Source organism: Pseudomonas sp. BP01, from assembly GCF_022760795.1.
GTDB lineage: Bacteria > Pseudomonadota > Gammaproteobacteria > Pseudomonadales > Pseudomonadaceae > Aquipseudomonas > Aquipseudomonas putida_Q.
Window position 1 is genome coordinate 1 of the sequence record NZ_JAFBKA010000025.1, and the last position, 12,691, is coordinate 12,691.

Annotated in this window: 15 protein-coding genes; all 15 read left to right on the forward strand. The window is 62.3% G+C overall.

Annotated elements, in window-relative coordinates:
- Positions 1-224 precede the first annotated feature (224 nt).
- On the forward strand, positions 225-407 hold the full coding sequence (oscA, locus tag JOY50_RS20495) for a sulfur starvation response protein OscA (protein WP_016489716.1): 183 nt from the start codon (positions 225-227) through the stop codon (positions 405-407).
- Between the two features lie 48 nt (positions 408-455).
- Positions 456-1,463 carry a sulfate ABC transporter substrate-binding protein gene (locus JOY50_RS20500; RefSeq protein ID WP_016502136.1) on the forward strand — a complete coding sequence of 336 codons (1,008 nt, stop codon included), beginning with the start codon at positions 456-458 and terminating at the stop codon, positions 1,461-1,463.
- A gap of 188 nt (positions 1,464-1,651) precedes the next feature.
- Entirely contained in the window at positions 1,652-2,470 is an 819-nt protein-coding gene (gene cysT, locus JOY50_RS20505; RefSeq protein WP_012274724.1) for a sulfate ABC transporter permease subunit CysT, read from the forward strand.
- A gap of 11 nt (positions 2,471-2,481) precedes the next feature.
- Positions 2,482-3,354: a sulfate ABC transporter permease subunit CysW gene (gene cysW, locus JOY50_RS20510; protein WP_059394509.1), complete on the forward strand. Its 873-nt coding sequence runs from the start codon at positions 2,482-2,484 to the stop codon at positions 3,352-3,354.
- Between the two features lie 3 nt (positions 3,355-3,357).
- A complete protein-coding gene (locus tag JOY50_RS20515) occupies positions 3,358-4,347 on the forward strand; it encodes a sulfate/molybdate ABC transporter ATP-binding protein (protein WP_046811336.1) in 990 nt (329 codons plus the stop codon).
- A gap of 346 nt (positions 4,348-4,693) precedes the next feature.
- The gene (locus tag JOY50_RS20520; protein ID WP_138737075.1) at positions 4,694-5,494 is read left to right on the forward strand and encodes an energy transducer TonB; all 801 of its coding nucleotides are present in this window, start codon (positions 4,694-4,696) and stop codon (positions 5,492-5,494) included.
- Positions 5,495-5,524: 30 nt separating this feature from the next.
- Entirely contained in the window at positions 5,525-6,244 is a 720-nt protein-coding gene (locus JOY50_RS20525; protein ID WP_132844844.1) for a MotA/TolQ/ExbB proton channel family protein, read from the forward strand.
- A 1-nt stretch (position 6,245) separates the two neighbouring features.
- Entirely contained in the window at positions 6,246-6,647 is a 402-nt protein-coding gene (locus tag JOY50_RS20530; protein ID WP_012274719.1) for a biopolymer transporter ExbD, read from the forward strand.
- Positions 6,648-6,944: 297 nt separating this feature from the next.
- The gene (locus tag JOY50_RS20535; protein WP_019472478.1) at positions 6,945-7,526 is read left to right on the forward strand and encodes an alpha/beta hydrolase; all 582 of its coding nucleotides are present in this window, start codon (positions 6,945-6,947) and stop codon (positions 7,524-7,526) included.
- Positions 7,527-7,590: 64 nt separating this feature from the next.
- Positions 7,591-8,421, forward strand: a complete 831-nt coding sequence (locus JOY50_RS20540) for a sigma 54-interacting transcriptional regulator (RefSeq protein ID WP_132844847.1) — start codon at positions 7,591-7,593, stop codon at positions 8,419-8,421.
- Positions 8,422-8,596: 175 nt separating this feature from the next.
- Entirely contained in the window at positions 8,597-9,382 is a 786-nt protein-coding gene (locus tag JOY50_RS20545; protein ID WP_019472480.1) for a MetQ/NlpA family ABC transporter substrate-binding protein, read from the forward strand.
- 325 nt (positions 9,383-9,707) lie between these two features.
- Positions 9,708-10,373, forward strand: coding sequence for an amino acid ABC transporter permease (locus JOY50_RS20550; RefSeq protein WP_063423255.1), 666 nt, complete (start codon positions 9,708-9,710; stop codon positions 10,371-10,373).
- A complete protein-coding gene (locus tag JOY50_RS20555) occupies positions 10,354-11,013 on the forward strand; it encodes an amino acid ABC transporter permease (RefSeq protein ID WP_019472482.1) in 660 nt (219 codons plus the stop codon). Before JOY50_RS20550 ends, JOY50_RS20555 begins: the two co-directional genes overlap by 20 nt.
- Positions 11,010-11,783 (forward strand): amino acid ABC transporter ATP-binding protein, encoded by a 774-nt coding sequence (locus JOY50_RS20560; protein WP_243055753.1) that lies wholly within the window; start codon positions 11,010-11,012, stop codon positions 11,781-11,783. The genes JOY50_RS20555 and JOY50_RS20560 overlap by 4 nt, the downstream gene beginning before the upstream one ends.
- Positions 11,780-12,652: a transporter substrate-binding domain-containing protein gene (locus JOY50_RS20565; RefSeq protein WP_132844855.1), complete on the forward strand. Its 873-nt coding sequence runs from the start codon at positions 11,780-11,782 to the stop codon at positions 12,650-12,652. Before JOY50_RS20560 ends, JOY50_RS20565 begins: the two co-directional genes overlap by 4 nt.
- Positions 12,653-12,691: the final 39 nt, after the last annotated feature.

Consider the following 12,691-nt stretch of genomic DNA (forward strand, 5'->3'; position numbering starts at 1 on the left):
GGGTTCACCCGCGAATGCGACGGTAGCTCCACCATCGCATTCGCGGGTGAACCCGCTCCCACAGGGCTTTGCGTCGGCTGCAGAATCGCGATTTTAATTTGGTTATATAAACATTCTTAAACAGTATTTTTAAGAATAACTCCGCCTCACTACTATTGCCCTCAAGCCAGGCGCAAATCCCCTTCAAACCTCTGCCCGGCACCCTCACTCCAAGGAGAACGAGCATGAGTGCATCTCTGCGTAGCATCGACGGTCAGGACGAAGCCACCATTCTGCGTGAAATCCAGAGCGCCTTGCGCGACCTGCGGTTTGGTGCGGTGGAGATCACTGTGCACAACGCTCAGGTCGTACAGATCGAGCGCAAGGAGAAGTTCCGCCTGCAACAGCCCGGCAACAAGTCGGGCTGATCGCGCCTCACCTCCAAAATTAGAAAAATGCCAATCGGGAGCTTCACCATGTCCATCCGCCGTTATGCGCTCGCCGCCCTGGCCAGTGCTGTTTTTGCCGGTTCCGCCATCGCCAAGGACTACGAACTGCTGAACGTGTCCTACGACCCGACCCGCGAGCTGTACCAGCAGTACAACGCCGAGTTCATCAAGCACTGGCAGCAGGCCCACCCGGGCGACAAGGTGAAGATCCAGCAATCCCATGGCGGCTCGGGCAAGCAGGCCCGTGCGGTGATCGACGGCCTGCGCGCCGACGTGGTGACCCTGGCCCTGGCCGGTGACATCGACGAAGTGGCCAAGCTTGGCAAGACCCTGCCGGACAACTGGCAGACGCGCCTGCCGGACGCCAGCACCCCGTACACCTCGACCATCGTGTTCCTGGTGCGCAAGGGCAACCCGAAAGGCATCAAGGATTGGGGCGACCTGATCAAGAAGGACGTCTCGGTCATCACCCCCAACCCGAAAACCTCCGGCGGTGCACGCTGGAACTTCCTGGCGGCCTGGGCCTATGGCCTGAAAGCCGGTGGTAGCGAAGACAAGGCCAAGGCCTACGTGCAGGAGTTGTTCAAGCACGTGCCGGTGCTGGATACCGGCGCCCGTGGCTCGACCATCACCTTCGTCAACAACGGCCAGGGCGATGTGCTGCTGGCCTGGGAAAACGAAGCCTTCCTGGCGCTGAAGGAAGACGGTGGCGCCGACAAGTTCGACATCGTCGTACCGTCGCTGTCGATCCTGGCCGAACCGCCCGTGGCGGTGGTGGACAAGAACGCCGAGAAGAAGGGCAATACCGACATTGCCACCGAATACCTCAAGCACCTGTACAGCCCGGCCGGGCAGAAGATTGCCGCCGAGAACTTCTATCGCCCGCGTGACGAGAAGGTCGCTGCCGAATTCGGCAAGCAATTCCCGAAACTGGACCTGGTAACCATCGACAAGGACTTCGGTGGCTGGAAAACTGCACAACCCAAATTCTTCAATGATGGCGGTGTGTTCGACCAGATCTATCAGGCACAGTAAACGCCAGGGAAAAGCGGGGGCCGCTTTGCGGCCCTATCGCGACACAAGGCCGCTCCTACAGGGGATACGCGTTCTACTTGTAGGAGCGGCCTTGTGTCGCGATGGGCTGCAAGGCAGCCCCAGGATTTCAGAAGCTAGCACCGGCCCGGGATTGATTCCGGGCTTCGTGCGTTCAACCAGGGATACTTATGTCGCGTCGTATTTCCCCCGTCATACCCGGCTTCGGGCTGACGCTGGGCTACACCTTGGTGTACCTCAGCCTGATCGTGCTGATACCGCTGGCAGCCATGTTCATTCATGCCTCGCAGCTGACCTGGGAGCAGTTCTGGAACATCATCAGTGCGCCGCGGGTGATCGCCGCGCTCAAGCTGAGTTTCGGCACCGCCCTGTTCGCCGCCATCATCAACGGGGTGATCGGCACCCTGCTGGCCTGGGTGCTGGTGCGCTACACCTTCCCTGGGCGCAAGATCATCGACGCGATGATCGACCTGCCGTTCGCCTTGCCCACCGCCGTCGCCGGTATCGCCCTGACCGCCCTGTACGCGCCTGCGGGCTGGGTTGGCCAGTTCGCCACCGACCTGGGCTTCAAGATCGCCTACACCCCGCTGGGCATCACCCTGGCGCTGACCTTCGTCACCTTGCCGTTCGTGGTGCGCACGGTGCAGCCGGTACTGGCCGACATCCCGCGTGAAGTGGAGGAGGCCGCTGCCTGCCTGGGGGCCAAGCCGCTGCAGGTGTTCCGCCACATACTGGCGCCAGCCCTGCTGCCGGCCTGGCTCACCGGCTTTGCCCTGGCCTTCGCCCGCGGCGTGGGCGAGTATGGTTCGGTAATCTTCATTGCCGGCAACATGCCGATGAAGACCGAGATCCTGCCGCTGCTGATCATGGTCAAGCTCGACCAGTACGACTACACCGGCGCGACTGCCATCGGCGTGCTGATGCTGGTGGTTTCCTTCATCCTGCTGCTGCTGATCAACCTGCTGCAGCGCCGCATCGAAACCCCTTGAAGGAGGCCGGCATGTCCAGTTCATCCCTGAGTGCAAGCGCCGCCGCCAACGCTGCCCGGCGTGGCAGTGCTACGTCGCGGCGCATTCTTATCGGCCTTGGCTGGCTGGTGTTCGCCCTGTTCCTGTTGTTGCCGCTGGTGATCGTGGTGTCGCAGGCGCTGAAGAACGGTTTTGGCACCTTCTTCGAGGCGATCTTCGAGCCTGACGCCTTGTCGGCGCTGAAGCTGACCCTGCTCGCCGTAGCCATTTCGGTACCGTTGAACCTGGTGTTCGGTGTCAGCGCCGCTTGGTGCGTCAGCAAGTACAACTTCCGTGGCAAAAGTATCCTGGTCACCCTTATCGACCTGCCGTTCTCGGTATCGCCGGTAATCGCCGGCCTGGTCTACGTGCTGATGTTCGGCGCGCAGGGCCTGTTCGGGCCCTGGCTGCAGGACCATGACATCCAGATCGTCTTCGCCCTGCCGGGCATCGTCCTGGCGACCATCTTCGTCACCGTGCCGTTTGTGGCCCGTGAGCTGATCCCGCTGATGCAGGAGCAGGGCACGCAAGAAGAGGAGGCCGCGCGCCTGCTCGGTGCCAATGGCTGGCAGATGTTCTGGCACGTGACCTTGCCCAACATCAAATGGGGCCTGATCTATGGCGTGGTGCTGTGTACCGCACGGGCCATGGGCGAGTTTGGCGCGGTGTCGGTGGTGTCGGGCCACATTCGTGGCGTGACCAACACCTTGCCGCTGCACGTAGAGATCCTCTACAACGAGTACAACCACGTAGCGGCCTTCAGCGTGGCCAGCCTGTTGCTGATCCTGGCGCTCTTCATCCTGCTGCTCAAGCAGTGGAGCGAGAACCGTATTAACCGCCTGCGCCACAGCGCCGCGGAGGAATGATTCATGTCGATCGAAGTTCGTAATGTCAGCAAGCGCTTCAACAGCTTCCAGGCCCTGAACAACATCAACCTGGACATCAACAGCGGCGAGCTGGTGGCGCTGCTGGGCCCGTCCGGCTGTGGCAAGACCACCCTGCTGCGCATCATCGCCGGCCTGGAAACCCCGGACCAGGGCAACATCGTGTTCCATGGCGAGGATGTGTCCGGCCACGACGTGCGTGACCGCAACGTCGGGTTCGTGTTCCAGCACTACGCGCTGTTCCGCCACATGAGCGTGTTCGACAACGTCGCCTTCGGCCTGCGCATGAAGCCCAAGGGCGAGCGCCCGAGCGAGAGCAAGATTGCCGAGAAAGTGCACGAGCTGCTGAACATGGTGCAGCTGGACTGGTTGTCCGACCGCTACCCGGAGCAGCTGTCTGGTGGCCAGCGTCAGCGTATTGCCCTGGCCCGCGCCTTGGCAGTGGAGCCCAAGGTGCTGCTGCTGGACGAGCCGTTCGGTGCGCTGGACGCCAAGGTACGCAAGGAGCTGCGCCGTTGGCTGGCGCGGCTGCACGAAGACATCAACCTGACGTCGGTGTTCGTCACCCACGACCAGGAAGAGGCCATGGAAGTGGCTGACCGCATCGTGGTCATGAACAAGGGCGTGATCGAGCAGATCGGCTCGCCGGGCGAGGTGTACGAGCAGCCGGCCAACGACTTCGTCTACCACTTCCTGGGCGACTCCAACCGCCTGGCTGTGAGCGAAGGGCACCATGTGCTGTTCCGCCCGCACGAGGTGTCGCTGTCGCGGCATGAGACCGAAGGGCACCATGCTGCCGAGGTGCGGGATATCCGGCCGCTGGGCGCTACCACGCGGGTGACCTTGAAGGTGGAAGGGCAGAGCGAGTTGATCGAGGCCGAGGTGGTCAAGGACCATGACAGCCTGACCGGGCTGGCGCGGGGCGAGACGTTGTTCTTCCGGCCGAAGGTTTGGCAGAAGGTGGCGGATATCTGAGCCGCACTTGATGATGAAAAAGCCCGGGCTTGGTTCCGGGCTTTTTTTTGCCTGACAGATTGCCGGGGGCTGTTTACCGCGGTCAATGTGGGAGCTGGCTTGCCGGCGATCGAGGGCGCAGCCCTCGCGGCAATTTCATGCCTTGCGCGAATATTTTGCATGCCTTGAAGGCATCGCTTTTAACTCATCCATCCTCAGGCCGCGTAATACGCGGGCTTGAAGCATCACCCAAAAAACAATATTCAATTCAGTTCTAACCATAATTTTAAACATTACTTTAAGAGATAAGCCTCTGGCCCCGATGATTCAGCCACACACCTGAATCGAGACCCCAGGAGTTTGATCAATGGGTAATGTCCAGTCGGCCGTCAGGGCCTACGACCAGCCATGGCGCCCGGCCCCGGGTGACCTGGTCGAGCTTGGACGCACGCTTCGCCTCCCGCTTGGCCAGCTGCGCCTGCAACGCACGCCCGTCAGCGGGCTCAAGCGCCGCGACAAGCTGGTGTTGGGCCTGCTGGTGCTGGTGCTGCATGGTGCTGCAGCGTACTGGGTCAGCCAGGCGCCAACACCCGAGCTGCCAGTGGTGCCGCCACAGGTGCCGCCCATGACCATCGAGTTCGCAGCGCCAGCGCCGCCCGTGGTCGAACCACCGCCGCCAGCGCCCGCACCGCCTGTGGTCGAGCCGCCACCGCCACCACCGGTAGTCGACGAACTGGCCGCCAAGCCCAAACCCAAGCCAAAGCCCGTGCCTAAGCCTGTGGTCAAGCAAGCGCCCAAGCCACAGCCCAAGCCGGTCGAGGCACCACCGCCAGCGCCGGTGGCCGCCCCCGCACCGCCTGCGCCAGCGCCACCCGCGCCGGCTCCGATAACCCCGGCATCGGCCAACGCCGCGTACCTGAAGAACCCGGCACCGGAATACCCGCAAATGGCCCAGCGCCGTGGTTGGGAAGGCACCGTGCTGTTGCGCGTAGAGGTGCTGCCAAGCGGCAAGCCCGGGCAGATCCAGATACAGAAAAGCAGTGGCCGTGACGCCCTCGACGCTGCCGCGCTGGCCGCGGTCAAGCGCTGGAGCTTCGTACCCGCCAAGCAGGGCGATGTGGCCCAGACCGGCTGGGTCAGCGTGCCGATCGATTTCAAGCTTCGCTAACTATTTCGCAGAACACAGGAAGACACCATCATGAGCCTGCTGGCATCCCCCCTCGAATCCGTTGAAAGCGCAGTCATCTGGCTGCTGGTCGGTTTCTCTGTCGTCACCTGGGGCCTGGCCCTGGTCAAGGTTGCGCAGTTCGTGCGGCTGAAAAACCAGGACAAGCGCTTCCACAAGCAGTTCTGGTCGGCCTCCAGCCTGGACTCGGCCGCCGAACTCAGCCATGAGCTGCCCGGCCCGGCTGCCCGCGTTGCCCAGGCCGGGTACGCCGCGATTGCCGTTGGCGAGACCCAGGCCAACGACCTGAGCCACGCCATCAACCACCAGGACCGCCTGGAGCGCGCCCTGCGTCAGCAGATCGTGCGTGAGCGCCGCTCGCTGGAAACCGGCCTGGCGGTGGTTGCCAGTATCGGCAGCACCTCGCCCTTCATCGGCCTGTTCGGCACCGTGTGGGGCATCATGGAAGCGCTAAAGGGCATCAGTGCGGCTGGCTCCGCCAGCCTGGAAACCGTCGCCGGTCCAATCGGTGCGGCACTGGTGGCTACCGGTGTGGGTATCGCCGTCGCAGTGCCGGCAGTGCTGGTGTACAACTACTTCCTGCGTCGCCTCAAGCTGACCGCTGCCGACCTGGATGACTTCGCCCACGACTTCTATAGCTTGGCGCAGAAGAGTGCCTTCCGCGTGCTGGTACACCCTGCCGTGCAAAAAGCCCAGGCTGGTTTCACCCAGCCGGTGAAGGAGGCGTCCTGATATGGCCTTTTCGACCCAGGACAGCGACGAAGTCCTTAGTGAAATCAACGTCACGCCCTTGGTAGACGTCATGCTGGTGCTGCTGGTGGTGTTCATCGTCACCGCGCCGCTGCTGACCAACGCCATCCCCATCAACTTGCCCAAGACCGAGGCTGTGGCCCCGGTGGAGCAGAAGGACCCGCTGGTGGTCAGCATCGACGGCGAGGGCAAGCTGTTCATCAACAAGGACCAGATCCAGCCCGATTTGCTGGAAACCAACCTCAAGGCTGCCAAGGACAAGGACGCGGATGTGCGCGTGCAGCTGCAGGCCGATGACGGCGTGAACTACGGCGAAGTGGCGCGGGCCATGGCGGCCATCGAACGTGCGGGGATCAGCAAACTGGCGGTGATAACCGCGCGCTGATACCTGCAAAACCTCTTCAGGCAAGTGACTCTCGCAAGTGCGTTGGGGCCATATCTCTTGGCAGGGGATGGCCCTTTTTTTTGCCTGTGAGGGCACTATCGCCGGCAAGCCAGCTCCCACAGGTATTGCGCTTGCCCTCAGGCTTTGTGCTGTCCCTGTGGGAGCGGGCTTGCCGGCGATAGGGCCATCGGCCATAAATTACATATGGTTATTAATAAATAGCTTCTTATTCCTTTACGAATATAACTCCCTCCCTATACTTGTCTCCAAGCACGCAAACTTACTGGAGGCGTCCCCATGCGCAATGAGTCAATTCGTTACCTGATTGTGCCGGGCTGGCAAGGATCGCCAGACAATCATTGGCAAAGTCACTGGCAGCGCACCCTGCCCAACAGTGCGCGGGTCGAGCAGCACGATTGGCTCACCCCGCAACGGCAGGACTGGGTGCAGGCGCTGGAGCAGGCGGTGGCCGCCGAGCGTTCGCCGGTGATCCTGATTGCCCACAGCCTTGGCTGCATCACGGTCGCCCATTGGGCTGCGCAGGCCAGCCCGGCCTTGCGGCGCAGGGTGCGGGGTGCACTGCTGGTGGCGCCGGCAGACGTCGAGCGGCCCACCTGTGCGCCAGCGCTGCGTAACTTTGCGCCGATCCCGGCCGAGGCGCTGCCGTTCCCCAGCCAGGTCGTCAGCTCGGACAACGACCCGGCCGTTAGCGTGCCGCGGGCGCTGTACCTGGCCCAGGCCTGGGGTGCCGAAGCGGGGTTGCTGAGCAATGCCGGGCACATCAACGTCAAGTCCGGCCATGAGCGCTGGGAACAAGGCTTCGCCTACTTGTATCGCTTGCAGAGCCGGGTCGAGCAGCGCGCACTGCGTCGCGCCTGACAGCCCTTGTTGTTTACCGTTTACCTGACGCCCGGCCAATGCAGGCCTGGGGCGGGAGTTCGTCATGACGTTTCAAAACCCGTTTGGCCAGCCACTGCTGACCTTCCCCGAGCTGGACAAGAGCCCGCTGAGCATCCGTGCCAAGGCCTTGGTGTTCATCGACCCGCGTTCGCAGCGGTTGCGCGAAGACCTTGAGCGTCTGGCACCGCAACCCTTGCCCGTGCTGATCCGTGGCGAAACCGGCACCGGCAAGGAGCTGCTGGCCCGGCAGATCCATCGTGCCAGCGACCGTGGCGGGCTGTTCGTGTCGGTCAATTGCGCAGCCATCAGCCCCACTTATGCTGATGCCGAGCTGTTCGGCTATAGCGCTGGCAGCCAGGGCGGCACGGCCAGCAGCCGCGCCGGTTGGTTCGGTTCGGCCAACGGCGGCACGCTGTACCTGGACGAGATTGCCGACTTGCCGCTGGCCATTCAGGGCAAGCTGCTGGCGGCCCTGGAAAACCGCGAGGTCACCCGGGTGGGCGCGCAGCAGCCACAGCCGGTGGATGTGCGCCTGGTCGCCGCTACCAGCATCGACCTGGCGCGGGTGGTACGTGCGGGGCGCTTCAACGAGCGCCTGTACCAGTACCTGCGCGAAGGCGCGCTGGAACTGCCGCCGCTGCGCGAGCGGCCGGGCGATATCCTGCCGCTGGCCGAGTACTTTGTGGGTATCTACAGCGTGCGCCTGCAGCGGCCTGTGCCGTTGGTAAGCGAGGCGGCGCAGCAGGTGCTGGAAGCGCATTTCTGGCCCGGCAATACCCGCGAACTGGAGAACGTCATCCACTTTGCCTTGCTGGTGAATGACGGCGCAGAGATCCAGCCAGAAGACCTCGACTTGCCCAACACCGCGCGCTAGACATCGCTCATAAGCAAAGTGGCTGGTGGCATTTTGTTTTTGGAATAAGCAGCTAAGTAAAAGATATTGTTACGGAATAAAAAATCTAGGTATTGTCCGCCTCACGCCCGCTGGTGAACTGGTTGGGCACCCGATTCGCCATCGCCGATGGCCCTGATTCAGAACAAGGACCACCATGAAGAAGACCCTGCTGACCACCGCCCTGGCCGCTGCCCTGTCGTTCTCCGGCCTGGCCGCCGCCGCCGAGAAACTGGTGGTTGCCGCTACTCCGGTACCCCACGCCGAAATCCTCGAGCTGATCAAGCCTGCTCTGGCCAAGGAAGGCGTTGACCTGGAGATCAAGGTCTTCACCGACTACGTGCAGCCGAACGTGCAGGTGGACCAGAAGCGTCTGGACGCCAACTACTTCCAGACCCTGCCCTACCTGAAGAGCTTCAACGAAGGTAAAGGCACCCACCTGGAAACGGTCATTGGCGTACACGTCGAACCCTTCGGTGGCTACTCGAAGAAGATCAAGAACCTGTCCGAGCTGAAGGAAGGCGCTACCGTTGCCATCCCTAACGAAGGCAGCAACAGCGGCCGCGCCCTGATCCTGCTGCAGAAGGCTGGCCTGATCACCCTGAAAGACCCGAAGAATGCCCTGGCCACCCCCAAGGACATCGCCGAGAACCCGAAAAAGCTGAAGTTCCGCGAGCTTGAGTCGGCCATGCTGCCGCGTGTGCTGGACCAGGTCGACCTGGACATGATCAACACCAACTACGCCCTGGAAGCCGGCCTGAACCCGGCCAAGGATGCGCTGGTGATCGAAGGTGCCGACTCGCCGTACGTGAACTTCCTGGTTGCCCGCCCGGACAACAAGGACAGCGAAGCCATCCAGAAACTGGCCAAGGCCCTGACCAGCCCGCAAGTGAAGGAATTCATCGCCAAGAAGTATCAGGGCGCTGTGCTGCCGGCGTTCTGATTCGCTTGCGATACCCTGCATAACCCAACGCCGACACCCCTGTGTCGGCGTTTTCATTTCCGGGATCATGCATTTGGGTGAAATGCGATCCCCCTGTAGGAGCGGCCTTGTGTCGCGAAAGGGGTGCGAAGCGCCCCCAGGATGTTTGCGTTAAACCTGCCATCGCCGGGGCCGCTTTGCGGCCCTTTCGCGACACAAGGCCGCTCCTACAAAGGGCGTGTTTGCCTGTACTATGCATATGCAATAAAGATATTTATTAAATTTTTTTTAGATCATTAAAGTCTAGTTATTGTGCCCTCGCGCACCCTGCAGACTTGCTCTACCCATGACCCTCGACACCGCATTCATCCTCAGCACGTTACCCGCCTTCCTCAAGGCCGTGGGCGTGACCTTGCAGGTAGGCCTGATCGCCATTGCCACCTCGCTACTGGTCGCCCTGGTCAATGCCACCCTGCTGGTACTACGCACCCCCTACCTGTGGCGCCTGGTCAAAGCCTACGTGGAGCTGGCGCGCAACACGCCGCTGTTGATCCAGCTGTTCTTCGTCTACTTCGCACTGCCCAGCCTGGGCCTGAAGATTTCCGGTTTTTCCGCTGCGATCATCACCATGACCTTCATGGGCGGTGCCTACCTCACCGAGGTGTTGCGGGCCGGCATCGAGGCCGTGCCGCGTGCCCAGCTTGAGTCCGGGCGCTCCATCGGCCTGTCCGAGGGCCAGCTGCTGCGCCATGTGGTGCTGCCCCAGGCCGGTATCCTCAGCCTGCCGGCACTGTTCGCCAATTTCATCTTCCTGCTCAAGGAGACCACCGTGGTGTCAGCGGTGGCCGTGCCGGAAATCCTCTACACCACCAAGAACTACATCGCGCTGTACTACAAGACCTACGAAATGCTCACCGTGCTGACCCTGCTCTGCGTGCTGCTGTTCCTGCCGCTGTCGTTGCTGCTGCGCTATGTGGAAAGGAGGCTGCAACATGGCCAGTTCGGGATTTGACCTGTTGCTGCAGGCGTTGCCGCAGCTGGCCGGCGGCGCCGGGCAGACCTTGGCCATCTCGGCGCTGGGCATTCTGTTCGCAACGCTGGGTGGCGTGCTGTACGGCGTGCTGGCAACCCTGGGCAACCGTGCCCTGAACATCGCCTTGCAGGTGTACCTGGAGCTGTTCCGCGCCATCCCGGTGCTGGTCTGGCTGTACCTGGTGTTCTTCGGCCTGCCGATCTTCTTTGCCCTGAGTATCCCCAGCTTCTGGTGCGCCGTGCTGGTACTGGCCCTGTGGGGCGCCAGCGAGGTGGGCGAGGTGGTGCGCGGGGCACTGGCTTCGCTGCCGCGTGGCCAGCGCGAGGCCGGGCTGTCGATCGGCCTGGCCGGCTGGCAGCTGTATGGCTACGTGTTGCTGCCGCAGGCACTCAAGCGCATGACCCCACCGACTATCAACATCTACACGCGGATCATCAAGACCAGCTCGCTGGCGGTGCTGATCGGCGTGGTCGAGGTGATCAAGGCCGGCCAGCAGATCATCGAACGCACCTACGAATCGGTGCTGATCTACGGCGCCTTGTTTCTGTTCTTCTTCATCGTCTGTTATCCGCTGTCCGCCGCTTCGCGCGTGCTGGAACGCCGTTGGGCACACTCATGAGCGCATTGATCGAATTCCAGGGTTTCAACAAGTTTTTTGGCGAGCACCAGGTGCTCAAGGACGTCGACCTCAAGGTGGCGGCCGGCGAAGTGGTGGTCATCCTCGGCCCCAGCGGTTGCGGCAAGAGCACGCTGCTGCGCTGCCTCAACGGCCTGGAGCAGGCCCACAGCGGCCACCTGCGGCTGGCCGGGCAAGAGCTGCTTGACCCGCGCACCGACTGGCGCGACGTTCGCCAGCGGGTGGGCATGGTGTTTCAGAGCTATCACCTGTTCGGCCACATGAGCGTGATCGACAACCTGCTGCTTGGCCCGCTCAAGGTGCAAAAGCGCGAGCGTGCCGAAGCGCAGGCCCAGGCCGAGGCGCTGCTGGCGCGGGTCGGCCTGCTGGACAAACGCGACGCCTTCCCGCGGCAATTGTCCGGGGGCCAGCAACAGCGCATCGCCATCGTGCGCTCACTGTGCATGAACCCCGAGGTGATGCTGTTCGACGAGGTTACCGCCGCACTCGACCCGGAAATGGTCAAGGAAGTGCTGCAGGTGATCCAGGGCCTTGCCCGCGACGGCATGACCCTGCTCATCGTCACCCACGAAATGGCCTTCGCTCGCGCGGTGGCCGACCGCATCGTGTTCATGGAGGCCGGCAGGATCCTTGAACAAGGCGACCCCGAGAGCTTCTTCACCAAACCGCAGACCGCACGCGCGCAGCAGTTCCTGGAGAAATTCTCCTTCGTAGAAAGCCTGCCAAAGATACTGCACAAGGAACTGTCATGAAAACTGCCAACCTCACCAAACTGCTGGCGCCGTTGTTCGGCCTGGCCCTGCTGGCCGGCTGCAACAAGGCCGAAGAACCGCCCAAGCCGGCAGCGGCGTCGCCAGCCACCAGCTATCTGGAAACCATCAAGGCCCGCGACAAGCTGATTGTCGGGGTGTTCACCGACAAGCCGCCGTTTGGCTTCGTCGATGAAAAAGGCCGCTATGTGGGCTTTGACACCGACATTGGCCGGCGGCTGGCCAAGGACCTGCTGGGTGATGAAAACAAGGTCGAGTTCGTGGCCGTGGAACCGGCCAGCCGTATTCCGTTCCTGCAGAGCGACAAGGTTGACCTGATCCTCGCCAACATGACCGTGACCCCGGAGCGCAAGGAAGCGGTGGACTTCACCAACCCCAACCTGCGCGTTGCCGTGCAGGCCATCGTGGCGGATGGCAGCCCGGTGCAGAAGCTCGACGACCTGGCCGACAAGACCATCATCGTCACCACCGGCACCACAGCCGATATCTGGCTGACCAAAAATCACCCTGACTGGAAACTGCTCAAGTTCGAGAAGAACAGCGAGTCGCTGCAAGCCCTGGCCACTGGCCGTGGCGATGCCTATGCCCAGGACAACCTGATCCTGTTCAGCTGGGCCAAGCAGAACCCGGGCTACCGCGTGCTGCCGCAGCTGCTGGGTGACGAAGCGCCGATTGCGCCGGCGGTGAAGAAGGGCAACACCGAGCTGCGTGACTGGGTGAATGCCGAGCTGGCGAAGCTTGGGGAAGAGAAGTTTCTGCTGAAGCTGTATGACCAGTATGTGCGCAAGGAACTGAGCGATGACACCAACCCGGAAAGCGTGATTGTCGAAGGCGGTAAATGGCAGGGATAAAAGTTTGAATGTGGCCGCTTCGCGGCCCATCGCCGGCAA